The 25,398-nt window shown below is 65.7% G+C and carries 15 protein-coding genes; 8 read left to right on the forward strand and 7 right to left on the reverse strand.

What is annotated here, in order from left to right:
- Positions 1 to 367: 367 nt before the first annotated feature.
- The 8 genes from glpD (at position 368) to glpK (ending at position 9,554) form a co-directional block, all read left to right on the forward strand.
- Positions 368 to 1,879, forward strand: a complete 1,512-nt coding sequence (gene glpD, locus PV773_RS21110) for a glycerol-3-phosphate dehydrogenase (RefSeq protein WP_347968252.1) — start codon at positions 368 to 370, stop codon at positions 1,877 to 1,879.
- A 38-nt stretch (positions 1,880 to 1,917) separates the two neighbouring features.
- Positions 1,918 to 3,000, forward strand: coding sequence for an ABC transporter ATP-binding protein (locus PV773_RS21115; RefSeq protein WP_347968253.1), 1,083 nt, complete (start codon positions 1,918 to 1,920; stop codon positions 2,998 to 3,000).
- Between the two features lie 9 nt (positions 3,001 to 3,009).
- Entirely contained in the window at positions 3,010 to 4,077 is a 1,068-nt protein-coding gene (locus tag PV773_RS21120; protein WP_347968304.1) for an ABC transporter ATP-binding protein, read from the forward strand.
- A gap of 2 nt (positions 4,078 to 4,079) precedes the next feature.
- Positions 4,080 to 4,946, forward strand: coding sequence for a sugar ABC transporter permease (locus PV773_RS21125; RefSeq protein ID WP_347968254.1), 867 nt, complete (start codon positions 4,080 to 4,082; stop codon positions 4,944 to 4,946).
- Positions 4,947 to 5,064: 118 nt separating this feature from the next.
- Complete coding sequence (locus PV773_RS21130; RefSeq protein ID WP_347968305.1) at positions 5,065 to 5,883, forward strand: carbohydrate ABC transporter permease; 819 nt, start codon at positions 5,065 to 5,067, stop codon at positions 5,881 to 5,883.
- Positions 5,884 to 5,895: 12 nt separating this feature from the next.
- Positions 5,896 to 6,177, forward strand: a complete 282-nt coding sequence (locus PV773_RS21135; RefSeq protein WP_347968255.1) for a DUF2160 domain-containing protein — start codon at positions 5,896 to 5,898, stop codon at positions 6,175 to 6,177.
- Positions 6,178 to 6,247: 70 nt separating this feature from the next.
- On the forward strand, positions 6,248 to 7,972 hold the full coding sequence (locus PV773_RS21140) for an ABC transporter substrate-binding protein (protein WP_347968256.1): 1,725 nt from the start codon (positions 6,248 to 6,250) through the stop codon (positions 7,970 to 7,972).
- A gap of 88 nt (positions 7,973 to 8,060) precedes the next feature.
- Positions 8,061 to 9,554, forward strand: coding sequence for a glycerol kinase GlpK (glpK, locus tag PV773_RS21145; RefSeq protein WP_347968257.1), 1,494 nt, complete (start codon positions 8,061 to 8,063; stop codon positions 9,552 to 9,554).
- Positions 9,555 to 9,563: 9 nt separating this feature from the next.
- Here glpK and PV773_RS21150 read toward each other — a convergent pair whose 3' ends face one another.
- From PV773_RS21150 to hutU, 7 genes are all read right to left on the reverse strand, one after another.
- Entirely contained in the window at positions 9,564 to 10,640 is a 1,077-nt protein-coding gene (locus tag PV773_RS21150) for a nitronate monooxygenase family protein (protein WP_347968258.1), read from the reverse strand.
- Positions 10,641 to 10,666: 26 nt separating this feature from the next.
- Positions 10,667 to 11,431 (reverse strand): heme ABC transporter permease, encoded by a 765-nt coding sequence (locus PV773_RS21155; protein WP_347968259.1) that lies wholly within the window; start codon positions 11,429 to 11,431, stop codon positions 10,667 to 10,669.
- Between the two features lie 124 nt (positions 11,432 to 11,555).
- Positions 11,556 to 13,322 (reverse strand): glucan ABC transporter ATP-binding protein/ permease, encoded by a 1,767-nt coding sequence (locus PV773_RS21160; protein WP_347968260.1) that lies wholly within the window; start codon positions 13,320 to 13,322, stop codon positions 11,556 to 11,558.
- 246 nt (positions 13,323 to 13,568) lie between these two features.
- Positions 13,569 to 22,118, reverse strand: a complete 8,550-nt coding sequence (locus tag PV773_RS21165) for a glucoamylase family protein (RefSeq protein ID WP_347968261.1) — start codon at positions 22,116 to 22,118, stop codon at positions 13,569 to 13,571.
- A 338-nt stretch (positions 22,119 to 22,456) separates the two neighbouring features.
- Positions 22,457 to 23,029: an NADPH-dependent FMN reductase gene (locus PV773_RS21170; protein ID WP_347968262.1), complete on the reverse strand. Its 573-nt coding sequence runs from the start codon at positions 23,027 to 23,029 to the stop codon at positions 22,457 to 22,459.
- A gap of 110 nt (positions 23,030 to 23,139) precedes the next feature.
- Complete coding sequence (locus PV773_RS21175) at positions 23,140 to 23,712, reverse strand: HutD family protein (protein WP_347968306.1); 573 nt, start codon at positions 23,710 to 23,712, stop codon at positions 23,140 to 23,142.
- A gap of 2 nt (positions 23,713 to 23,714) precedes the next feature.
- Entirely contained in the window at positions 23,715 to 25,391 is a 1,677-nt protein-coding gene (hutU, locus tag PV773_RS21180) for a urocanate hydratase (RefSeq protein WP_347968263.1), read from the reverse strand.
- Between the last annotated feature and the right edge of the window lie 7 nt (positions 25,392 to 25,398).

The following is a 25,398-nucleotide window of genomic DNA, read 5'->3' on the forward strand; positions in this document are numbered from 1 at the left end:
CACGGCACGAAATCCAGTTTCGCTTTTGATTTCGCCACCTCGATACGAAACCGTGCACGCCCAACTGCCTTGCACGGGCCGACCTGGCCTGTTTCGCGCCTCCTGCACGCGCGCCTGACGGCAGACGCTTGCCTATATCACCGCACGCTTGCTGGTTCACCGGCCGATCGTCCGTCCGCCGAAGCTTGACGCAATGCTGCTGAACATCCTGCTTTCGACGTTCACAGGCACGTCACCGCTGACGTAACGTAGCGCGATACATTTCGTTTGACATTCGTTCGAGTTTCGCTTTACCTCAATTCACTCTTCGAAAAAGCATAACTTTGCTGCACTGCGAAAAGGCGACGAAGGCGTGGGCGGACAGGACTTGCACGACATTTTCGTCATCGGCGGCGGCATCAACGGGTGCGGGATCGCACGCGACGCGGCAGGGCGCGGCTACTCGGTCTACCTCGCCGAAATGGACGACCTCGCCAGCGGCACGTCGTCGTTTTCGACCAAGCTCATCCATGGTGGCCTGCGCTACCTCGAGCACTACGAGTTCCGGCTGGTGCGCGAGGCGCTGATGGAGCGCGAGGTGTTGTGGAAGAACGCGCCGCACATCATCTGGCCGATGCGTTTCGTGCTACCTCACGCGGAGGGCCTGCGGCCCGCCTGGCTGCTGCGGCTCGGCCTCTTCCTCTACGACCATATCGGCGGCCGCAAGCTCCTGCCCGCCACCCGGACGCTCGACATGCGCAGCGACCCGGCCGGCAAGCCGCTGAAGCCGATCTTCAGGCGCGCCTTCGAGTATTCGGACGGCTGGGTCAACGACGCCCGCCTCGTGGTGCTCAACGCCCGCGACGCGGCCGACCGCGGCGCCGTCATCCGCACCCGCACCAAGGTCACGGCCGCACGGCGCGAAAACGGCCACTGGATCGTCAGGACGGAAGACCTGCGCAGCGGCGCCGTCCACGAGATCAAGGCACGGCTGATCGTCAACGCCGCCGGCCCCTGGGTCGACCGGGTGCTGGCCGAAACGGTGGGACAGGATGCCCACAACGTGCGGCTGGTGCAGGGCAGCCACATCGTTGTGCGCAAGAAGTTCGACGACCCGCGTGCCTACTTCTTCCAGAACAAGGACGGCCGGATCATCTTCGCCATCCCCTACGAGGACGACTTCACCCTGATCGGCACGACCGACCAGGATTACGACGGCGACCCGCGCAGCGCCAGAATCAGCGAGACCGAGATCGCCTATCTCTGCGATGCGGCGAGCGAGTATTTTGCCGAGCCGGTCAGGCCCGAGCACATCGTCTGGACCTATTCCGGCGTGCGTCCGCTCTACGACGACGGCGCCAGCAAGGCGCAGGAAGCGACGCGCGACTATGTGCTGAAGGCGGACGGCGGCAACGGTCAGGCGCCGATCGTCAACATCTTCGGCGGCAAGATCACCACCTACCGGCGTCTCGCCGAGTCGATGCTCGATATCGTCGAGAAGCACCTCGGTCGGAAGGGCCAGCCCTGGACCGCGGCCGCGGCGCTGCCCGGCGGCGAGTTCGAGGCGACCGCCTTCGATGCCGAAGTTGTCAAGCTGAAGGCCGCCTATCCGTTCCTGGAAATGCCTCTGGCGCGGCGCCTGACCCGGCTCTACGGAACGCGGGCAAGAGTGCTGCTGGGACTGGCGAAATCCGAAGCCGACCTCGGGCGCAATTTCGGCGCCGACCTCTACGAAGCCGAGGTCCGCTACCTGGTCGACAAGGAATGGGCCGTCACCGCCGACGACATATTGTGGCGGCGCACCAAACGGGGCCTGAAGCTCGGCAAGGAGCAGAAGGCGGTCCTCGAAGAATTTCTGCACGGAATAGGCCCGGGCGTACGCAACGCCGCGGCGGAATAGGCCTTGGGCCTGGTTCTGCCCACGGGAGGAGGCAAAAAATGCTGGAACTCAGGAATGTAACGAAGACGGTGGCGGGCGCGGACCATATCCGCGACGCGTCGCTCACGCTTCGGCACGGCAGCCTCAACGTCCTCCTGGGGCCGACGCTCTCGGGCAAGACCAGCCTGATGCGGCTTATGGCCGGGCTGGACAAGCCGACCTCGGGCTCCGTCTGGTTCGACGGCACCGACGTGACCGGCGTGCCGGTCCAGAAGCGCAACATCGCCATGGTCTACCAGCAATTCATCAACTACCCGGCGATGACCGTCTACGACAACATCGCCTCGCCGCTGCGCGTCGCCGGCGCCGACAGGGGGCGCATCGACCGCGAGGTCCGGCGCGCCGCCGAACTGCTCAAGCTCACCCCTTATCTCGACCGCACGCCACTCAATCTCTCAGGCGGCCAGCAACAGCGCACCGCGCTTGCCCGGGCCATAGTCAAGAACGCCAAGCTGGTGCTGCTCGACGAGCCGCTGGCAAACCTCGACTACAAGCTGCGCGAGGAGCTGCGCGCCGAACTGCCGAAGATCTTCGCCGAGACGGGCGCGATCTTCGTCTACGCCACGACCGAGCCGCACGAGGCGCTGCTGCTCGGCGGCAATGTCGCGACCCTTTCGGAGGGCAGGATCACCCAGTTCGGCCCGACGATCGAGGTGTTCCGCAAGCCGAACGACCTGATCACCGCCCGGACCTTCGCCGATCCGCCGCTCAACACCATCGTTTTGAAGAAGAGCGGCAGAACCTTCCTCATCGACGGCGGCGTCAGCCTTCCGGTTCCCGCCGAACTGGCCGGCATCGCCGATGCGAGCTACACCATCGGCTTCCAGCCCCACCATCTTTCCTTCGAGAAGCGTACTTCAGACGCGGTGGGCGTCAGGGCAAAGGTCTCGGTCACGGAAATCACCGGCTCGGAGAGCTTCGTGCATCTCAACTTCGCCGATGCCCGGTGGGTAATGCTCACCCATGGCATCAGGGACATCGAGCCCGACGAGACGATCGAGGTGTTCATCGATCCGCGCCACGTCATGGTGTTCGACGCCGAAGGGCGCGCCGCCATGCCCGCGCAGCAACTGGCCGCATAGGAGGACATGATGGCACGCATCGACCTCAGCCACATCCGCCACGCCTACGGCCCCAACCCCAAGTCGGGCAAGGACTATGCGCTCAAGGAAGTGCACCACACCTTCGAGGACGGCGGCGCCTATGCCCTGCTCGGCCCGTCCGGCTGCGGCAAGACCACGCTGCTCAACATCATCTCGGGCCTGCTGCACCCCTCGCACGGGCAGCTGCTGTTCAACGGCAAGGACGTCACGCGGCTGTCGACGCAGGAGCGCAACATCGCCCAGGTGTTCCAGTTCCCGGTGATCTACGACACCATGACGGTCTACGACAACCTCGCCTTCCCCTTGCGCAACCGCGGCGTCGCCGAAGCCGAGGTCGACCGCAAGGTTCGCGAGACGCTCGACATGATCGACCTCGCGAGCTGGGCGAAGCGCAAGGCGCGCGGACTGACCGCCGACCAGAAGCAGAAGATCTCGCTCGGGCGCGGGCTCGTGCGCTCCGACGTCAACGCCATCCTGTTCGACGAGCCGCTGACGGTCATCGACCCGCACATGAAATGGGTGCTGCGGTCCCAACTGAAGCAGCTCCACCGCCGCTTCGGCTACACCATGATCTATGTCACGCATGACCAGACCGAGGCGCTGACCTTCGCCGACAAGGTCGTCGTCATGTACGACGGCGAGATCGTCCAGATCGGAACGCCGGCCGAACTGTTCGAGCGCCCCAAGCACACGTTCGTCGGCTATTTCATCGGCTCTCCGGGCATGAACGTCATGCCCGTATCGGTCGAGGGCCGGCAGGCGCGGATCGGCGGACACGTCATCGATCTGCCGGGCACGCCGCAGGCCGCCGATGGCGCCATCGAACTCGGCATCCGGCCCGAATATGTGCGGGTCGGCCGCAGCGGCATGCCGGTAGCGGTCCACAAGGTCGAGGACATCGGCAGCCACAAGGTGGTGCGCGCCAGGCTCGAAGGGCGCGAGATCGCGGCCGTCATCGGCGAAGACGACGAGGTGCCGGCCGACCCGCATGTCAGCTTCGATCCGGCCGGCATCAACCTCTACGACAAGTCCTGGCGCGTCGAGATGGGAGCCTGACCATGGAAAAGACCTGGAACAACAAAGCCTGGTTCATGGTGCTTCCGGTGCTCGTGCTCGTCGCCTTCTCGGCGGTCATTCCGCTGATGACGGTGGTCAACTACTCGGTCCAGGACACGTTCGGCGGCAACCAGTTCTTCTGGGCCGGCAGCGAATGGTTCGAGGAAATCCTGAGTTCCGACCGCTTCTGGGAAGCGATGGGCCGCAACCTCATCTTCTCGGCAATCATCCTCGCAATCGAGGTCCCGCTCGGCATCTTCATCGCGCTCAACATGCCGCGCAAGGGCTGGGGGGTGCCGGTGTGCCTGGTGCTCATGGCGCTGCCGCTGCTGATCCCGTGGAACGTCGTCGGCACGATCTGGCAGGTCTTCGGCCGCATCGACATCGGCCTGCTCGGCTACACGCTGTCGGCGCTCGGCTTCGATTACAACTACGTCAACGACCCGTTCGACGCCTGGGTCACCGTCATCGTCATGGATGTCTGGCACTGGACCAGCCTGGTCGTCCTGCTCTGCTATGCCGGACTCGTGTCCATCCCGGACGCCTTCTACCAGGCCGCCAAGATCGACGGCGCCTCGCGCTGGGCGGTGTTCCGCTACATCCAGCTGCCGAAGATGCAGCGCGTTCTGCTCATCGCCGTGCTGCTCCGCTTCATGGACTCGTTCATGATCTACACCGAGCCCTTCGTCGTGACCGGCGGAGGCCCCGGCAATTCGACCACCTTCCTGTCGATCGACCTCGTCAAGATGGCGGTCGGCCAGTTCGACCTCGGCCCGGCCGCGGCGATGTCCATCATCTACTTCCTCATCATCCTCCTGCTGTCATGGGTCTTCTACACCGTGATGACCAACTACGACGCGGAGCGCTGAAATGAGCGGCGCAAGGGAAACTGTCGTGAATGCGGACAAGGACGGCGTCATGCGAACCGCAGGGACGGCGACGGCACTGCAGCGCGGCGGCGCTTCGGACGAGGCGCTGGCCCGCCGCATGAAGCGGCGCGGCGAGGAATCGCGCTTCTGGTGGGTCGTGCCCACCCTCTACATCGTCTTCCTGATGCTGCCGATCTACTGGCTCATCAACATGAGCTTCAAGACCAACCAGGAGATCCTGGGCACCTTCTCGCTCTGGCCGCAGAACCCGACGCTGCGCAACTACGCGGTCATCTTCTCCGATTCCTCCTGGTATTCGGGCTACATCAACTCGATCATCTACGTGGTCATGAACACCGTGATCTCGATCACGGTCGCGCTGCCCGCCGCCTACGCCTTTTCGCGCTATCGCTTCCTGGGCGACAAGCACCTGTTCTTCTGGCTGCTCACCAACCGCATGGCGCCGCCGGCGGTGTTCGCCCTGCCCTTCTTCCAGCTCTATTCGGCCTTCGGGCTCATCGACACGCACATCGCGGTCGCGCTCGCCCACTGCCTGTTCAACGTGCCTCTGGCGGTGTGGATCCTCGAGGGCTTCATGTCGGGCGTGCCGAAGGAAATCGACGAAACCGCCTATATCGACGGCTATTCCTTCCCGCGCTTCTTCGTGAAGATCTTCATACCGCTGATCGCCAGCGGCATCGGCGTCGCCGCCTTCTTCACCTTCATGTTCTCGTGGGTGGAGCTTCTGATCGCCCGCACGCTGACGACCACCGACGCCAAGCCCATCGCCGCCATCATGACCCGCACCGTCTCGGCTTCGGGGCTCGACTGGGGCGTGCTTTCGGCCGCCGGCGTGCTGACCATCATCCCGGGTGCGCTCGTGATCTGGTTCGTCCGCAACTACATCGCCAAGGGCTTCGCCCTGGGCCGCGTCTGAGGAGCAACGACCATGAACTTCTCGTGGATGGCATGGACGCTTCCGACGGCGACGTTCTTCATCACCATCTTCCTGCTGCTCGCGGGCATGGCCGTCTGGGAATATTTCTCGCCGGGCGGCAACCCGCGGGTCGGCATCCTGCGCTTCGAGACGACCCGCGGCGACAGGCTGTTCGTGTCGCTGCTGGGCAGCGCTTTCATTCAACTCGCATGGTTGGGTCTGGTCGGACCCAACCTGTGGTGGGCTCTCGCTCTCGCAGTGGTCTACGCCATCGGCGTGTTCCGCTACGTCTGAGGGGGAAGGATTGGCGCCACGGCACCTGCCGCGGCACCAGCAATTGCAACTTTGTTCTGGGAGGACTGCAATGCGACTGAGAATACTGACGTCAACTAGCGTGCTCGCACTTATCCTGGGCGCCGGCAATGCCTATGCCGGCATGGAGGAGGCAAAGGCCTTCCTCGATGCCGAGATCGGCGACATGTCGACGCTCGACCGCGCGGCGCAGGAAGCGGAGATGCAGTGGTTCATCGACGCCGCCAAGCCGTTCGCCGGCATGGACATCAAGGTCGTTTCCGAAACGATCACCACCCATGAATACGAGTCCAAGACTCTCGCCAAGGCGTTCTCGGAAATCACCGGCATCAAGGTCACCCACGACCTGATCGGCGAAGGCGACGTCGTCGAAAAGCTGCAGACGCAGATGCAGTCGGGCGAGAACGTCTACGACGCCTACATCAACGACAGCGACCTCATCGGCACGCACTGGCGCTACCAGCAGGCCCGCAACCTGACCGACTGGATGGCCAACGAGGGCAAGGACGTCACCAACCCGAACCTCGACATCGACGACTTCATCGGCAAGTCGTTCACCACCGCCCCCGACGGCAAGCTCTACCAGCTGCCCGACCAGCAGTTCGCCAACCTCTACTGGTTCCGCTACGACTGGTTCAACGACGAGAAAAACAAGGCCGACTTCAAGGCCAAGTACGGCTACGACCTCGGCGTGCCGGTCAACTGGTCGGCCTATGAGGACATCGCCGAGTTCTTCACCGGCAAGGAGATCGACGGCAAGAAAGTCTATGGCCATATGGACTATGGCAAGAAGGATCCCTCGCTCGGCTGGCGCTTCACCGACGCATGGCTGTCGATGGCCGGCAACGGCGACAAGGGCATCCCGAACGGCAAGCCGGTCGACGAATGGGGCATCAAGGTCGACGCCAACTCGCGCCCGGTCGGCTCCTGCGTCGCGCGCGGCGGCGACACCAACGGCCCCGCCGCCGTCTACTCGATCGAGAAGTACCTCGACTGGATGAAGAAGCACGCCCCGGCGGCCGCGCAGGGCATGACCTTCTCCGAATCCGGCCCCGTGCCGGCACAGGGCGAGGTCGCGCAGCAGATCTTCTGGTACACCGCCTTCACCGCCGACATGGTCAAGGACGGCCTGCCCGTGGTGAATGCCGACGGGACGCCGAAGTGGCGCATGGCCCCCTCGCCGCATGGCGTCTACTGGAAGGACGGCATGAAGCTGGGCTACCAGGATGCCGGCTCATGGACGCTACTCAAGTCGACGCCGGACGATCGCGCCAAGGCCGCCTGGCTCTACGCGCAGTTCGTCACCTCGAAGACCGTGGACGTGAAGAAGAGCCATGTCGGCCTGACCTTCATCCGCGAATCGACCCTGCAGCACAAGAGCTTCACCGAACGGGCGCCAAAGCTCGGCGGCCTGATCGAGTTCTACCGCTCGCCGGCCCGCGTGCAGTGGACCCCGACCGGCACGAACGTTCCGGACTACCCGAAGCTGGCCCAGCTGTGGTGGCAGGCGATCGGCGACGCCTCCTCCGGCGCCAAGACCGCGCAGGAAGCGATGGACTCGCTCTGCGCGGAGCAGGAAAAGGTGCTCGGGCGTCTCGAACGCGCCGGCATCCAGGGCGACATTGGCCCGAAGCTGGCGGAAGAGAAGGATCTCGCCTACTGGAATGCAGATGCCGTCAAGAACGGGAATCTCGCGCCGCAGCTGAAGATCGAGAACGAGAAGGAAAAGCCGGTCACCGTCAACTACGACGAGCTTGTCAAGAGCTGGAGCAAATAAGCCATCTGGCGAACAAACGCCCGGCGGAACATCGGGGGAGACGGCGCCAGCCGCCTCCCCTATTCATAGGTGACTGCAGGAGAGGGACATGAGCGGTTTTGTCTTGGCCATCGACCAGGGCACGACGTCCAGCCGGGCGATCGTGTTCGACGGGTCGATGAAGGTGGCCGGTGTCGGGCAGAAGGAGTTCACCCAGCATTTTCCCGCCTCGGGCTGGGTCGAGCACGACCCCGAGGAAATCTGGGAAAGCGTCGTCTCGACCTGCAGGACCGCCTTGAAGAAGGCAGGCAAGACAGCCGCCGATATTTCAGCCATCGGCATCACCAATCAACGTGAGACGGTCGTCATCTGGGACAAGGCGAGCGGCAAGCCGATCCACAACGCCATCGTCTGGCAGGACAGGCGCACGGCGCCGCTCTGCGCGAAGCTCAAGAAGCAAGGCCTGGAACCGAAATTCACGCGCAAGACCGGCCTGCTGCTCGATCCCTATTTCTCAGGCACCAAGATCTCCTGGCTCCTGGACAAGGTGAAGGGCGCCCGCAAGCGCGCGGAACGCGGCGAGCTGCTCGCCGGCACCATCGACAGCTTCCTGATCTGGCGGCTCACCGGCGGCAAGGTGCATGCGACAGACGCCACCAACGCGTCGCGGACGCTGGTCTACAACATCGAGAAGAACGACTGGGACGCCGAGCTGCTCGACATCCTGCGCATCCCCGCGGCCCTTTTGCCTGAAGTCAAGGACTGCGCGGCCGACTATGGCGCGACGGAGAAGACGCTGTTCGGCGCTGAAATCCCGATCCTCGGCGTCGCCGGCGACCAGCAGGCGGCGACCATAGGCCAGGCCTGCTTCGAGCCGGGCATGATGAAGTCGACCTACGGTACCGGCTGCTTCGCGCTGCTCAACACTGGCGCCGACGTCGTGCGCTCGAAAAACCGCCTCCTGACCACCATCGCCTATCGCCTCGACGGCAGGACGACCTATGCGCTCGAGGGCTCGATCTTCGTCGCCGGTGCCGCCGTGCAATGGCTGCGCGACGGCATCAAGGTGATCGGCAAGGCCGAGCACAGCGGCGAGCTCGCCGCCAAGGCCGACGATACCCAGAGCGTCTACCTCGTCCCGGCCTTCGTCGGGCTCGGGGCGCCGCATTGGGATGCCGATGCGCGCGGCGCGATCTTCGGCCTCACCCGCAACACCGGGCCGGAGGAATTCGCGCGCGCAGCACTCGAATCCGTCGCCTACCAGACCCGCGACCTGCTCGACGCCATGAAGAAGGACTGGAAGGGTTCCAACGGCAAGACGGTGCTGCGCGTCGACGGCGGCATGGTCGCCTCGGACTGGACCATGCAGCGGCTGGCGGACATCCTGGACGCGCCGGTGGACCGGCCGACGGTGCTGGAAACCACCGCATTGGGCGCTGCTTGGCTCGCCGGCTCCCGCGCCGGGGTGTGGCCGAAGGCCAGGCAGTTCGCCAAGGCATGGGCGCTCGACCGCCAGTTCAAGCCGGCCATGGACGCCAAGGTTCGGGCGACCAAGCTCAAGGGCTGGCAGGAGGCAGTACGGCGGACGCTTGCCACGAGGTAGCGCGCCTTCCTATCCGGAGAGTTTGGGGAACAGTGCCAGCGCCTCGGCGGCAAGGGTGCGCGTCAGTTCGCCGGCGGGCATCTCGCGCCCCAGGCGCGCCGCCTGCCCCGACCAGAGCGACATGAAGTCACCCGAGCCCTTCGGCTCGGACGCCGCCCTGAGCGGCGCCAGCGCACCGCCCGCCAGGGGAAAGTCGGGGGCCATGCCGGACAGCGGTCCGACCTCGCGCATGACGCGGTTGACGATGCCGCGCGCCGGCCGGCCGGTGAAGATGTTGGTAAGCGCCGTCGAATCGTCCTTGGCGGAACCGAGCGCAGCCTTGTGGGGCGCCGCCACCTTGGCCTCCGGACAGAACAGATAGGCCGTGCCGATCTGCACGGCGGATGCGCCGAGCGCGAACGCGGCGACGATGCCGCGCGCGTCGCCGATGCCGCCGGCCGCGATCACCGGCACCTTCACCGCATCGACCACCTGCGGCACGAGCGCAAACGTGCCCGCCTGGTTGGCGACGTCGCTGGTCAGGAATATGCCGCGATGGCCGCCGGCTTCGGCGCCCTGGGCGATGATGGCGTCGCAGCCGCGCTGCTCGAGCCAGACCGCCTCATCGGCCGTGGTGGCGGACGACAGCACTTTCGCGCCCGTCGCCTTGACCCGGTCGAGCAGCCGGCGCTCGGGCAGGCCGAAATGGAAGCTCACCACTTCCGGCCGGAAATCCTCGACCATGGCGCAGAAATCGTCGTCGAACGGTGCACGTCCCGTGCGCGGCGCAGGCGCTGCGGGATCTAGCCCCAGTTCGAGGTAGAACGGCTCGAGCCGCTTCTTCCATGCGGCTCCGCGCGCGGCGTCCTCGCGCGGCGGCTTGTGGCAGAAGAAATTGACGTTGATCGGCCGCGAGGTGCGCTGGCGGATGATGCCGAGTTCGGCGCGTGCCTTTTCCAGCGTCATCAGCGCGCAGGGCAGGCCGCCGAGGCCGCCGGCCTCGGACACCGCGATGACCATCTCGGAATCGACCGGCCCCGCCATCGGCGCCTGCAGGATCGGAAGCTCGAGGCCCAGGAGATCAAGAATGCGTCGATCGGGCCACATGATGACTTCCTCCCGTTTCAGACGGTTCAAGACTGGCGGCGATCAGCCCTTCGTGCCGCGATCTGGCGCATCGCCATCACGCGCCGGCGCCAGATTTCCGTCCGCATCGCCATTAGATGCAGAGTGAAGAACAGAAGGGTAAAGCCAAGCGCCATGACCATGAGGGGCCAGAGCAGGCTCGGATGGATGGTCGGGCCGTCGAGCCGGAAGACCGAGGCCGGCTGGTGGAGCGTGTTCCACCACTCGACCGAGAACTTGATGATCGGAATGTTGACGAAGCCGACGAGCGTGATGACCGCCGCCGCACGCGCCGACCGGGCCGGGTCGTCGAGGGCGCGGGTCAGCGCGATGATGCCGAGATACATCAGGAAAAGCACGAAGACGGAGGTCAGGCGGGCGTCCCACACCCACCAGGTGCCCCACATCGGCTTGCCCCAGATCGAACCGGTGATCAAAGCCAGCGCCGTGAAGACCGCACCCACCGGTGCCGCCGACTTGAGCGCCACGTCGGCCAAGGGATGCCGCCAGACCAGCGTGCCCAGCGCCGAGATCGACATCACCGTGTAGCACATCATCGCCAACCAGGCGAAAGGCACGTGGATGTACATGATGCGGACGGTGACACCCTGCTGGTAGTCGCCCGGGGCGGTGAAGCCGAGATAAAGCCCGACCGCGAGCACGACGGCCGCAACAGTTGCCAGCCAGGGCACGACCTTGTCCACCAGCGCGATGAATCGCGTCGGGTTGGCGAGATCGCTGAAACGCCAAGCCTGAGAGGTCGTCTGGGTCATGACGCTACATAGCCGCCCCGGCCCGCCTTCGCAATTGGCCGCAGCGTCGCGGGACAAAGCGAACGGGGCGCCCCCGGCCTGACCGAGGACGCCCCGCAAGGTATTCAGACGGAGAGGCGAGCGCTCAGGCGGCCTCTTCGATGTGGGTGACGCGACGGACTTCCTCGTCGTCGAGCAGGCCACCGGCTCTGAGCAGCGCCGCAAAGCGGCCGTTGCGTGCCGACAGCTCGCCGAAGCCGCCCATCTCGACGATGCGGCCGCGGTCCATGAAGACCACGAGATCGGCGTCGCGGACCGTGCTCAGGCGATGGGCGATGATGAAGGTCGTGCGGCCCTCGCGCAGCATGTCGATCGCCGCCTTGACGCGGTTCTCGGTCTCGACGTCGAGGGCGCTCGTCGCCTCGTCGAGGACGAGGATAGGCGCACTCTTGAGGATGGCGCGGGCGATGGCGATGCGCTGACGCTCGCCGCCCGACAGGGCTCCGCCGCGCTCGCCGACAAAGGTATCGTAGCCTTCGCTCTTGGACAGGATGAAGTCCTGCGCGGCGGCGGCCGCCGCCGCGGCGTGGACTTCCTCGTTGCTCGCGCCAGCGCGGCCGACGCGGATGTTGTCCTCGATGGAGCGGTTGAGCAGGCCGGCATCCTGGAACACGGTCGCGATCGAATGACGCAGCGACTTCCGCGTCACCGTGCGGGTGTCGACGCCGTCGATCAGGATGCGGCCATGCTCAGGCGTGTGCACGCGCTGCAAGAGGTTGATGAGGGTCGTCTTGCCGGCACCGGTCGGGCCGACGATGGCGACCGTCTGGCCGGCACGCACCTCGAAGGACACGTCCGTCACGCCCTGGCCGGAATTCGGGAACTCGAAGCTGACGTTCTCGAAACGGACGTGGCCGGTGACGCTCTCCAGGTCGCGCAGGCCTTCCGGCTCGCGGTAGTCGGTCGCGGAATCCTCCATGCGGTAGAATTCCTCGAGCTTGGCGCGAGCGTCGAAAATCTGGTTGGCGAAGTTGGAAACCTGGTCGAGGCGGCTGATCAGCAAGGTGGCGAAACCGGTGAACGCGACGATGTCGCCGATGCGCAGTTCGCCGCGCGTCACAAGGTAGGCGCCGATGAGCAGCACCACGATCATGGAGACCGTCGACGACAGCCGATGCAAGGCCGAAGCCAGGGCCCACCAGTCGAGCACCGGGTTCTGCGCCGTGATCAGCGCACGCACGTAGCTGCGCAGCGACTCGGTTTCCTGGCCGAGGCGGTTGTAGCTCTGCAGCACCGCGACGTTGCTGACGGAGTCGGAGACATGCGAGAACACCTGGTGATGATGGCGCTCTACCGTCGCCTGACCTTCCTTGGTCTTGCGCATGACGAGTCGGCCGATGGCGACATAGAGGGCGCCGAGGCCGATCAGTACCATCGACATGCGAACGTCCATCGCGAAGGCGGTAGGGATGAGCAGCAGCAGGGCTACACCGGTCGACAGGTGCGTGCGCATGAATTCGAGCCACAGAGTGAACAGCGAGTCCACCGCGCGCAGCAGCGTGTGCAGCGAATGCGACGTGCCGCGCTTCTGGTGCCAGGCGAGCGGCATGGTGATCACGCGCTCGAAGGACTGGCACAGCACCTCGGCACGGCGCGCGTGGGCGAGGCGATCTGCACCGCGCGCCACGAGAACGAAGGCTATGATGTTGAATGCACCGAAGCTCGCCCAGAGCGCCATGGTCGGCACAACTTCCGATTTTCCGGCGATCGCATCGATGATGCGGCCGAACAGGATCGGCTCGGCAATGGTCACGATAGCCAACACGATGTTGGCGGCGGAGATCAGCGCAACCTTCTTGCCGTCGGCGGCAAGGTAGCGGAGGGCTCTCCAATAAACCTCAAGCAAAGACACTTTGGTACCCCTTGAGTCCCGTCCGTCCCTTCATTGTGCAGTGCACCATGGGCCGACAGATAGCGGCCGATTGTCCGCAAGACAATGCGCACATAGCCGCTCGGTTCAAAAATTTCGAACAAAACATTTCAACGACCAGTAATCTGGTGTGATCCCATAAGGAATTGAGAACTAACGAAAAAAGGCATCGTTGCGGCGAAATGATGACGAAGATGCGCGACGCTCGGCAGCAGTCCGCCCCCGGCCTCAGGCCGGGATGCGGATCAAGACGTCGACTTCCCCGCTGTCGCGGAGGGCAAAGGAAGCGTCCTTGCTCTTGACGCCATCGACCTCTGCTTTCGCAGCTTTAGCGGCTTTGTCCCTCACGACACGCAACCTATAGATGGTGCCGCCCAGTCGCAGCGTCGCCGCATAGCCTTCCCAATGCTTCGGAATGGCGGGGGTCACGACCATGCGATCGCCGCGCCGGCTGATGCCCAATATGCTCTCAACCGCTGCGCGATAAAGCCAGCCGGCCGATCCTGTGTACCAGGTCCAGCCGCCGCGCCCTGCCTTGGCACCTTCGGAATAGATGTCGGCGGCTACGACATAGGGCTCGACCCGATAGGTCTCGGCCGCCTTCTCATCGAGGGCATGGTTGACTGGATTGAGCATCGACAGGCAGCGATAGGCCTCGTCCGCTTGCCCCATTTCGGCCAGCGCTATCACGAACCAGGTCGCGGCATGGGTATATTGCCCGCCGTTCTCGCGCACACCCGGCGGGTAGCTCTTGATGTAGCCGGGATCCTTGTCGGTGTCGGCGAAGGGCGGGGCAAACAGCTTGATGATCCGCAGCTCATCATCGACGAGCCGCCTGGTCGCCTGCTCCATGGCGGTGCGCGACCGGGCCGGGTCGCCCTCGCCCGAGAGCACGCTCCACGACTGCGCGATCGAATCGATCTGGCACTCCTCGGAATTGCGCGAACCGAGCGGCGTGCCGTCGTCGAAGCTGCCGCGGCGATACCATTCGCCGTCCCAGGCTGCATTCTCCAGGGCCCGCTTCAAGGCACTGGCGTGCTTGTCCCAGGCGCTCGCGCGCTTGGAATCACCCTCTGCCTTGGCCAGCGGCACGAAGTCGTTGAGCGTCTTGAGCAGGAACCAGCCGAGCCACACGCTGTCGCCCTTGCCCTGCTCGCCGACGCGGTTCATGCCGTCGTTCCAGTCGCCGCCGAGGATCAGCGGCAGGCCGTTGCGGGCGGTCCGCTTGACCGCGATGTCCAGCGCCCGGGCACAATGCTCGTACAGGTTCGCGACCTTGGTCGATGGCTCCGGCGTGAAGAAGGCATCGTGCTCGCCCGGATTGAGCGCCTGGCCCTCGATGAAGGGCAGCCGCTCGGACAGGATCGACACGTCGCCGGTGACCGAAACATAGCGGGCCGCGGCATAGGCCAGCCAGACCACGTCGTCGGAGATCATCGTGCGGACGCCGGCCCCGGTGCGCGGCAACCACCAGTGCTGGACGTCGCCCTCCGGGAACTGCCGGCCGGCGGCATTGAGGATCTGCTCGCGGGCAAGGCTCGCATCGTGCATCAGGAGCGCCAGCGTGTCCTGCAACTGGTCGCGGAAGCCGAATGCGCCACTCGCCTGGTAGAAGGCCGAGCGGGCGCGTATGCGGCAGGCGAGGCTCTGGTAGGGCAGCCAGTGGTTGACCATCGCATCGAGCGCCTTGTCGGGCGTCTCGACCTCGATGGTGCCGAGGAAAGCGCGCCAGTTGCGCTGGTTCTCCTCGAACCGCTCGTCGAAGCCTCGCTTGAGATGCCGTGCAAGCAGCGTGCGCGCCTCATCCTGCGAAGCTGCGTCGCCGAGCAGCCAGAGCAGCGACACCGAGCCCCCGGCGGGAACGTCGATGTCCCTGGCGATGGCAGCGCAGGGATCGACGCCGGCTTCGACCCTGCCCGACAGTTCGGCCCCGAGCAGCACCGCACGCGGAGCCTCGACTGTTCCACCCGCGCCGATGAACTCCTGGCGGTCGGCGGTCACCGAACCGACCTTGCCGTCGGTCGCCATGAAGGCGACGCGCTCGCCGAAGTCGAGGCCATAGCTGTTGCGGGCCGACATCATGCCGGTTGCGTCGTCGAAGGCCGGAACGATGTTCGGGGCCGTCTTGGCGCGACTGTTACCCAGTACCCACTCGGCATAGGCATAGACCCGGAGCTTGACCGGCGTAGCCCCCGAATTCTCGATCTTCAGCCGGGATATCCTGACCGGATCGACGGGATCGACCAGGTGCGTCAGTTCCGTCGTCAGCGACCCGCGCTTGGAGCGGAAAGTCGAAAATCCCTGGCCGTGCCGCGCCTCGTAGCTCGCCCCCGGCTCCCGGGAGACGGCAGCGATGGGCGAATGCACACGGCCCGTGGCGCGGTCGAAGACGTAGATCGCCTCGCCCGGCCGGTTGGTGACCGGGTCGTTGGTCCATGGCGTCAGCTGGTAGTCGCGGCTGTTGCGGCTCCAGGTGAACGTGGCCCCTTCGGCCGAGCTGTGGAAGCCGAAGCCCGGGTTGGCGACGACGTTGATCCAGGGTTGCGGCGTCGCACGATTGCCGTTGAGGCGCACGACATATTCGCGTCCCCCCGCGTCGAAGCCGCCATAGCCGTTCCAGTGATCGAGCCCGTCGCCGCCCTGCTTGCGGGCGTTGCGGGACGGCGACGACTGGAGCATCGCCGGCTCCGCCCGGCCGGCGGTCTGCGCGGCCGCGAGCGCATCGCGCGCCTGGAGTGCGGCAGCCTCGGCACGCTCGATCTGGTCGAAGATCGTGCCGTTGCGGGTGTGCAGGCAGACGCGCGCGAAGGCGAGAAGCGTACGATAGGACGTCTCGTCCATGAGGTCACGGCGCACCGCGAAGATGTGCTGGCGCGGGCCGAGCTCCTTGCCGCGCAGGCGGCTGTTCTCGCACAGCGCCTCGATCGCCTGCTGCAGGTCCTGGACGTAGGACGAGGCCTGCTCGTTGACGATGACGAGGTCGGCAACGAGGCCCCGGGCGCGCATGTATTCCTGGAAGCGCAGCGCCTGGGCGACGATGTCGATGTCGGCGATGTCCCCGATCCGGATGGCGAGGATCGGGAAGTCGCCGGAAATCGCCATCGGCCAGAGTTCGGACTGGCTGCCCAGGCCCGAGGCGATGGCGTCGGCAGAAAGGCGCAGGAAGGGATCGGGATAGATCAGGTAGCGCGCGAGCTTCTGGACGTTGGCCGCATCCGCAAGGCTGAGGCCGAGGTGCCGGGTCTGCACCTGCGAACGGGTCCACGACAGCATGGCCTGGCGCTGGAAGCTCTCGGGATGGTCGAGCTTGGCCATCGTCTCCTCGAGCTCGTCCCGGGTCGAGCCGACGATGGTCCAGAACGTGAGCGACACCTTCTTGTTGGCCGGCACGCGGACGCGGCGGCGAAGCGCCGCCACCGGATCGAGGGTGAAGCCCGCGCTTCCGGACAGCTTTGCACCGGGATCGAAGGCCGCCGGATCGGCGATGGTGCGGCCACGGCCGATGAAAGCGCGGCGGTCGGTCTCGGCCTCGGTGTCGCGCGCCAGCCCCGACTGGTCGGTGACGAAATGCGCGGCGACGATAGACGCTTCGTCCGCCGAGCGCTTGCGACGGGTGGCGAGGATGGCGCTGCCGTTGTGGGTGACTTCGGTCTCGACGAACATCTTCGAGAACGCCGGATGGGCGTTGTCGTTGACCTCGGGCGCGAGCACCAGTTCGGCGAAGGACGTCACCTCGATGTGGCGGTCGACGGCGGCGTCGTTCCAGATCACCAGGCGACGTGCCTCGCCGTTGCCTTCCGACACCACGATGCACTCGACCTCCGAGCGCAGGGTGCCCACGGTCTTGATGAAATTGGCCTTGTCGTCGCAGAAGACGGTCTGCACCTGCTCGCCGGTGGCGCGCTTGGGTTCGGCGGTCGCCGACCACCAGTCCCCGGTCTCGGTATCGCGCAGGAACAGATATGCCCCCAACCGGTCCTCCGTCGGATCCGGCTGCCAGCGGGTGATGGCCATGTCGTTCCAGCGGCTGTAGCCAGATCCGGTGGCGGTCACCATCACCGTATACTGCCCGTTCGACATCAGGTTGGTGGAGCGCAGCGCCCGCATCGGGTTGAGCACGAGGCGCGTGTCGGCGGCGTGTTCGACCGTCTCGTCCTTGGTGCGCTCGCCAGCGTCGGTGCGGACGGTCGCCACGGGAATGTCGCGCGGCGCCTTTTCCTGCAGCAGCAGTTCGGCCGCCTCGATCACCTGGTCGCTGTGGAAGCGATCGCGCATGCGGCCTTCGAAGATCACGTTGGCAACGGCGACAATCGACATGCCCTGGTGGTGGGCCATGTAGTTGTAGACGACGGCATGGTTGGCGCCTTCGGGCACGCGCTGCGGCGTGAAGTCGACCGCGTCATAGTAGCCGTAGCGTCCGAGCGCCCCGATCTTGCGCAGGCGCCTGAGATTGGCGGTCGCCTCGGCCGGCAGGAACTGCGCGGCCAGCACGGTGGCATAGGGCGCGATGACGGTGTTCTGGCCGAGACCGCGCTTGAGGCCCAGCCCCGGCACGCCGAAGTTGGTGTATTGATAGGTGAGCTCGCGATCGCGGCCGTTGTATGCCGCTTCCGAAATGCCCCACGGTATGCCCTTCGAGCGGCCGTACTGCATCTGCCGCCGCACAATCAGCTTGTTGGTCTGGTTGAGGATGCCGCCCTGCGGCTCCTTCATCACCAGCGGCGGCATCAGGTACTCGAACATCGAGCCCGACCAGGACATCAGCGCGCCGCGGAAGCCGATTTCCACGATCGGCCGGCCGAGACGGAACCAATGCTCCGTGGGCACGTCGCCCTTGGCGATGGCAAACAGGCTGGTCAGGCGGGCTTCCGACGCCAGCAGGTCGTAGCAGCTTTCGTCGAGCTGGTGCTCCTCGACCCGGTAGCCGATCGACAGGAGCTTGCGCTCCTTGCGCATCAGGAACGAGAAGTTCATCTCGAAGGCGAAGCGGCGGGCCCGCTCGCGCAGCTCGACCAGCTTGCCGCGCAATGCTGCCACCGACTGGTCGTCGGCGTGCGAATCCTGGACATGCGCCTCGCAGGTCGCTTCCAGGCTCCTGGCCCACTCGGCCAGCACTTCGCTCTTGGTCGAACCGGCCTCGTTGTGGATGGCGCCGGCGAGCTTGCGGATCTCGCCCGACAGGACCGCCAGGTTGATGGTGCGGATCGAGGCCATCTCGGGCTGCGACTTGACCGCTTCCACGGCCCTGCGCATGCCGTCGATGCGGTCGTTCAGGCGCTGCCGCAGCGGGCGCAGCTGCCGGCGGTCGTCCGGCAGGTCGGCAAGGCTCTCCTCGATGATCGAGACGATGTCGAGAATGCCCTCGAAATCGCCCTGCAGGTGCACCGACGGCGCCTCGGCCCATTCGGAACATGCAGCGGCGACCGCCACCAGGTGGCCGGCGAGATTGCCACTGTCGACGCTCGACACATAGAGCGGATAGAGCGGCTTGAGCGTGGTCGTCTCGTACCAGTTGTAGAGATGGCCGCGGAAGCGATCCATCTTCTCGATGGTCGAGACGGTGGCATCGATGCGCGCCACCGCGTCCGTGAGGCTGATCCAGCCGAAGTCACGCGCCGATATCACCGACAGCAGGTACACGCCGATATTGGTCGGCGAGGTACGGTTGGCGACGACGCCGGTCGGGTTCTCCTGGAAGTTGTCCGGCGGCAGGTGGTTCTGCTCCGCCGTCACGAAGGTCTCGAAATAATGCCAGGTGCGTCGCGCCACGGTGCGCAGCATGTGCACGTCCCAGGGCCGCACATGCAGGCGATCCTCGGTTTCAGCCGAGCGGCTGATGAGCCAAGCGAAGGCAGGCGAGCCGGCCCAGAAGACGGCGAAGGCGAAGGCGACGAAGGCACCGGTCGAATCGGTCAGCACCGGCGGCACCAGCCCGACGGCGGCGATGACGACCGCGCCGTACATCATGCGGTAGTAGGCCGCGAGGTCGTTGCCGCCGGACTTGTGCGCCTGCGAAGCCGTGCGCCACTCAAGCAGGTTCTTGCGGCTGACGAACAGGCGATAGAGCGTGCGGATGATGGCATCGCCCATCATCCAGGCGAGATGGGCCATGAGCACGACCTTGAGGGCGACCATGGCGGTGCCGAAGGCCAGATCGCGCCCGAGCGCGCTGAAGTGACCGCGGGCCGTGGCGTCGCGGTTCTTCGGCAGGATGGCGTCGATGATGTCGAAGGTCGGCGCCATGAACAGGCTGAGGATCAGAAGCGCCTGCCACTGCGCGGCTTGCGTGAACGGCAGCAGGGTCCAGCCGGCGATCGCCGCCATCACCCAGAAGATCGGGGTCAGCGAGCGCCGAAGGTTGTCGACCATCTTCCAGCGCGACAGCGCCGACACGCCCGACTTCGGGTCGAGGATGTAGCCGAGCAGCTGCCAGTCGCCGCGGGCCCAACGATGCTGGCGCGAGGCGTCCACCGAATAGCGGGTCGGATAGTCCTCGACCACCTCGACGTCGGTCACGAGCGCCGAGCGGGCGAGCGCGCCTTCGAGCAGGTCGTGGCTGAGCACCGCGTTCTCGGCGATGCGCCCCTTGAGCGCCGCTTCCATGGCGTCGATGTGGTAGAGCCCCTTGCCGGTGAAGGTGCCCTCGCCGAAGACATCCTGGTAGAGGTCGGAGACGGCAAAGACGTAAGGGTCGAGGCCACGGTTGGCCGAGAATACGCGCTGGAAGAACGACGCCTCATCGCCAGTCGTGAGCGACGGTGTCACGCGCGGCTGCAGGATGGCATAGCCCGCCGTCACCATGCGCCGCTCGGCGTCGAATTCGGGGCGGTTCAGCGGATGGCACATCTTGCCGACGAGCTTCGTCACCACGCCGCGCGTCATGCGCGTGTCGGCGTCCAGCGTCACGACATGGACGACGTTTTCCGGTAGCGGTACGTCGGTCGGCATGAAGGTCGTGTCGCCGTCGCCGCGCAACAAAAGGTTCAGCTCGTGCAGCTTGCCGCGCTTGCGCTCCCATCCCATCCAGCAGCCCTGCCCCGGATTGTAGAGACGCCTGCGGTGCAGCAGGTAGAAGCGCGGCGCTCCCTCGGTCGGGTAGCGCTGGTTGAGACGGGCGATCTCGCGGCGGGCATATTCATAGATCTCGCGATCGCCGCCGGAAATCTCGGCCTGGCTGTCCGGCCAGTCCGACAGCAGCGCGAAGTGGATCTCGCCGGCCATGTTGGCAAGGTGATGCACCTCGATGTTGCGGATGCTCTCCTCGACGTCGTCGCGCGAACCGATCAGCGACGGAACCACGACCAGCGTGCGGGCCTCAGCCGGCACCCCGTCGCGGAACTCGTATCCGACAAGGCGGGTGGGTTCGAGGAATTTCAAGACGATCGTGTTGAAGAACGCAAGGGCGCCCTCGCTTGCCGGCACCGAGAACAGCACCAGCATCAGTGCGATCGCCGAGGTCGGCAGACCGAGCGCGGCGAGCGCGTTGCCGGCCAGGAGCAGAAGCAGCGCCGTCAGCGCGAAGACCGGCAGCACGATGCCGAGCCAGTTGGTCTTGCGGAAGGCGCGATGGACGATCCTGCCGAAAGGAGGGCGATAGCCGATCGCCTGCTCGAGTTCCGGCCGGCGTGGCCCGACGAGGAAGAAGCCCACGTCGGCGCAGTCTTTCTGCATCACGACGTCGGCGGGCGCCGGCTGATGGGCGTCGGCGAAATCCGTCGCCTGCTCGGCCACCTGGTATTCGGACAGCTTGGAATAGCGCGCCAGGTGCTCGATCGCCGTACGGTACTGGTCGCGCGACGCAAAATCGAGGTCGGCGTAGTTGGTGCGCTCGCGCAGCAGCGCATCGACGCGGCTGACGTCCTCGAACCAGACGGTCCAGTCCTGGTCGTTGATCAGGCGCAGGCCGCGGATGATGTTGCCCGTGGTGACGTTGCCACTCGACAGCGTGCGGTGTTCGCCGATGATGATCTCTTCGGCGTCGCTACCCGACTTCTCGAGCTCGTTCTCCAGCCAGATCAAAGCCTTGCCGGCGTTCTGCGAACCATCGCGCAAGCGATAGAGCAACTGCGTCGCAAAGGTCGTGTCGCGGGCGTATTCGGCATAGCCCTTGAGCAGGGCGAGGCCATCGTCCTGCTCCTGCAGCGCCTGCAGGCGGTCGGCGACGTCGTTGGCGACGGCCCGCATGTCGCGGGCGCGGTTCACCCTGACGGCGATGCGGCGCAGGTTCTCCACCAGCACGAATCGCAGCAGCGAGGGCAGCGCCCACAATTCGCCGATGTGGAGCGGCTCGACCGACTGGTAGCCCTCCACGATCGCCTTGAACATATGTGCCGACACCGTGCTGTCGGAATGGGCGACATAGACCCAGGCGATGGCGAGCGCGCGCGGCACGGATTGGCCGGGCGCGATCTCGATCGTCGGCAGCTCGCGGTAGAATCGCTTCGGCAGGTCGCGCTTGACCTGGTAGATCGTCTCCTCGACGAGGTAGTTGTTGTCGAGCAACCACTGCGCGGCAGGCGTGATCGGCTCGCCTCTGCCCTGCGCCGCGTTGGTGTCGCGGTAGACCTGCAGGATCTTCTTGGCGCTCTCGCGGATGCGGGCGTGGAAGTCGAAGGCCTCCAGGCCGTGATAGGACCGCAGTTCCTTGCGCGCCATGCTCTCACCGGTCGCGCGCAGCCGGTCTTCATGCAGCACAGTCGCCCTGATCGGCTGCTCGGCGACAGCCGGCAAGTTCGGCACTGCGTCTTTGATCCGGCGTGGGTCCGTCTGAATATTCATCTACAACATTTCCGTTTGACAGAAAGTCCGCGGCGTCTGCCGACGTCGCGGACCTGTCGCATAACCGATTCAAGCAGGAACTGGTTGCACCGCAACAGGCCGACCGCTCTTGCATCACGATTGAGTGAAAATATGGCGTCGTCGTCGCCTACGCCGCCATGCGCCTCATAGCAATGCCGGGAACGGACCGGAACGGGCAGATTCCGGCTTTTTCGTGTTCAGGGCTGGTTCTTGCCATGGTTCCGACCTCCCAGCGGAACTTCGATCTGTCTAGTGCCTAGCCGGCCCTGCCTCACGGCAACGACCGGACCAGGCCGGAGCGCCACGCGCCCCAGCCGTCATCGGGTGCGCGGCAGGACGGTATAGACCCTCACAATGAAGGCATTGAACTCGGCCATGTAGTTCTTAAGGAAATCGGCGGTGCCTTCGTTCGTCACCTCGCCGTCGTCGGTGATCAGGCCCGGCTTGAACTGGATGTAAGCCTCCGGCGCGTTCATCTGCGGCGAGTTGCAGAAGCTCAGCACGCTGCGAAGGCTCTGCTGGGCGACGGCGGTGCCGATGGCACCGGGCGACGTGCCGATGACGGCGGACGGCTTGCGGGTGAAGGAATTCGTGCCGTAGGGCCGGCTGGCCCAGTCGATGGCGTTCTTCAAGCCGCCGGGAATCGAGCGGTTATATTCCGGCGTAACGAACAGCACGGCGTCGACATTGGCGAGAGCCTGCTTGAAGGCGCGCGCCGGCGGCGGGAAGTCGGCGTCGTAGTCGTAGCTGTAGAGCGGCAGGTCGCGGAAGGAAATCTCTTCCATTTCCAGTTGCTTCGGCGCCAGCCGCACCAGCGCCTTGGCCAGCTTGCGGTTGATCGAGCCGGCCGCGAGGCTGCCGACGAAATAGCCGACCTTGTAGGTATCCATGGCATCGCCTCCATCCGCCGTCGGCTGCCAGCCACCGGCCCTACTACCCTCCGCCGGAGGATAGTCGGCCACTGCGGCCCGCTTGTCACGGATGAAATTGAGGCGGTGCCTCAGGAAGCGGCGATCGTCACCTGCAATATCCGGGCTTGCCCCTCAGGCTCGATCGCGAACTCCGCGGGACCCTCGACATGAAGCGCGTCGAACCGGCCGATCCGCACGGAATGCGCCCCGTTCGCGACCTGAACCGTGCCGGCTTCGACAAAGACGAGACAGGCGCCTGCCTCGATGGCCAGTTCGCCCGGTGCCTCCAGTTGCAGGCGCCGCACCGCGTGGCCGAAGCGGCCACGCCGCGTCATCACGTTGAAATCGAGTACCGGACCCTCGATCAGCGTCGCCGCGGTGGCGACGTCGCCGGGAAAGGCGTAAGGCCCCGACTGGGGATCGAGCGCGACCGGGGCGGCATCGCCCGCCTCCAGCCGCATTGATCCTTCCAACACGGTCAAGGTACGGTCGATGCCGGAGAAGACCGAGAACGGACCTCCAGCCGCGACCTGGGCCATCGAGATGCGCCAGTCGAATTCATCGAACCCGGCCGCGGGCGGCCAGGCGATGATTTCGGTGGTCACGCCGCCGCCGTTCTTCCACGGCGTGGGGCGGCAGTCGGCGTGACGGATGACGTGCATGGTCACCCCAGGATGCCCGGCAGGTTGAGGCCGTGCGTCCTGGCGCAGTCCAGGGCGATGTCATAGCCGGCGTCCGCATGGCGCATCACGCCGGTCGCCGGATCGTTCCACAGCACGCGTTCCAGACGGCGGGCGGCATCTTCCGTGCCGTCGGCACAGATGACCACGCCCGAATGCTGCGAGAAGCCCATGCCGACGCCGCCGCCATGGTGCAGCGACACCCAGGTCGCGCCCGACGCGGTGTTGAGCAGCGCGTTGAGCAGCGGCCAATCGGACACGGCGTCCGAACCGTCCTTCATCGCTTCGGTCTCGCGGTTCGGCGAGGCGACGGAGCCCGAGTCGAGGTGGTCGCGGCCGATGACGACGGGCGCCTTGAGCTCGCCCTTGGCGACCATCTCGTTGAAGGCGAGGCCGAGCCGGTGACGATCGCCGAGGCCGACCCAGCAGATGCGCGCCGGCACGCCCTGGAAATGGATGCGCTTGGCGGCCATGTCGAGCCAGTTGTGCAGGTGCGTGTTGCCGGGGGTCAGCTCCTTCACCTTGGCGTCCGTCTTGTAGATGTCCTCCGGATCGCCCGACAGGGCCGCCCAGCGGAACGGACCGATGCCGCGGCAGAACAGCGGGCGGATGTAGGCCGGGACGAAGCCGGGGAAATCGAAGGCGTTCTCTACGCCCTCTTCCAGCGCCATCTGGCGGATGTTGTTGCCGTAGTCGACGGTAGGGATGCCCATCTTGTGGAAGTCGAGCATCGCCTTGACGTGGATCGCCATCGAAGCGCGGGCCGCCTTGGCGACCGCCTTGGGGTCGCGCTCGCGCTTGTCTTCCCACTCGGCGACGGTCCAGCCCTTGGGCAGGTAGCCGTTGACCGGATCGTGGGCCGAGGTCTGGTCGGTCACCGCGTCCGGCTTGATGCCGCGCCTGACCAGCTCGGGGAAGACGTCGGCGGCATTGCCCAGCAGCGCGACCGAAATCGCCTTCTTCTCCTTGCAGGCCTTGTCGATGATGGCGAGCGCATCGTCCAGATCCTTGGCCTGGACGTCGACATAGCCGGTCTTGAGGCGCATCTCGATGCGGCTCGCCTGGCACTCGACGGCAAGGCAGGCCGCACCCGCCATGGTCGCGGCCAGCGGCTGGGCGCCGCCCATGCCGCCGAGGCCGGCGGTCAGGATCCAGCGGCCCGACAGGTCGCCGTTGTAGTGCTGGCGGCCCATCTCGACGAAGGTCTCGTAGGTGCCCTGAACGATGCCCTGGCTGCCGATGTAGATCCACGAGCCTGCGGTCATCTGGCCGTACATCATCAGGCCCTTCTTATCGAGGGCGTTGAAATGGTCCCAGTTGGCCCAGTGCGGCACGAGGTTGGAATTGGCGAGCAGCACGCGCGGGGCGTCCTTGTGGGTGCGGAACACGCCGACCGGCTTGCCCGACTGCACCAGAAGGGTCTCGTCGGCCTCCAGCTTGCGGAGCGCTGAGACGATGCGGTCGAAGCTTTCCCAGTCGCGCGCGGCACGGCCGATGCCGCCATAGACCACCAGCTCGCCCGGCTTTTCGGCGACGATCGGGTCGAGATTGTTCATCAGCATGCGCAGCGGCGCTTCGGTGAGCCAGCTCTTTGCGGTCAGTTCGGTGCCGGTGGCCGCGCGGATGACGCGGGCATTGTCGATGCGGGTATGTTGGGTCATTCGGTAC

The organism is Mesorhizobium sp. CC13 (assembly GCF_039907765.1).
Lineage (GTDB): Bacteria > Pseudomonadota > Alphaproteobacteria > Rhizobiales > Rhizobiaceae > Aminobacter.

What these genes read in the sequence shown, in the direction of transcription:
- glpK (WP_347968257.1), top strand. Translation starts at nt 8,061, where the DNA reads ATGAGCGGTTTTGTCTTGGCCATCGACCAGGGCACGACGTCCAGCCGG.
- PV773_RS21125 (WP_347968254.1), top strand. Translation starts at nt 4,080, where the DNA reads ATGGAAAAGACCTGGAACAACAAAGCCTGGTTCATGGTGCTTCCGGTG.
- PV773_RS21150 (WP_347968258.1), bottom strand. Translation starts at nt 10,640, where the DNA reads ATGTGGCCCGATCGACGCATTCTTGATCTCCTGGGCCTCGAGCTTCCG.
- PV773_RS21120 (WP_347968304.1), top strand. Translation starts at nt 3,010, where the DNA reads ATGGCACGCATCGACCTCAGCCACATCCGCCACGCCTACGGCCCCAAC.
- PV773_RS21170 (WP_347968262.1), bottom strand. Translation starts at nt 23,029, where the DNA reads ATGGATACCTACAAGGTCGGCTATTTCGTCGGCAGCCTCGCGGCCGGC.
- hutU (WP_347968263.1), bottom strand. Translation starts at nt 25,391, where the DNA reads ATGACCCAACATACCCGCATCGACAATGCCCGCGTCATCCGCGCGGCC.
- PV773_RS21155 (WP_347968259.1), bottom strand. Translation starts at nt 11,431, where the DNA reads ATGACCCAGACGACCTCTCAGGCTTGGCGTTTCAGCGATCTCGCCAAC.
- PV773_RS21140 (WP_347968256.1), top strand. Translation starts at nt 6,248, where the DNA reads ATGCGACTGAGAATACTGACGTCAACTAGCGTGCTCGCACTTATCCTG.
- PV773_RS21130 (WP_347968305.1), top strand. Translation starts at nt 5,065, where the DNA reads ATGAAGCGGCGCGGCGAGGAATCGCGCTTCTGGTGGGTCGTGCCCACC.
- PV773_RS21175 (WP_347968306.1), bottom strand. Translation starts at nt 23,712, where the DNA reads ATGCACGTCATCCGTCACGCCGACTGCCGCCCCACGCCGTGGAAGAAC.
- PV773_RS21135 (WP_347968255.1), top strand. Translation starts at nt 5,896, where the DNA reads ATGAACTTCTCGTGGATGGCATGGACGCTTCCGACGGCGACGTTCTTC.
- PV773_RS21115 (WP_347968253.1), top strand. Translation starts at nt 1,918, where the DNA reads ATGCTGGAACTCAGGAATGTAACGAAGACGGTGGCGGGCGCGGACCAT.
- PV773_RS21165 (WP_347968261.1), bottom strand. Translation starts at nt 22,118, where the DNA reads ATGAATATTCAGACGGACCCACGCCGGATCAAAGACGCAGTGCCGAAC.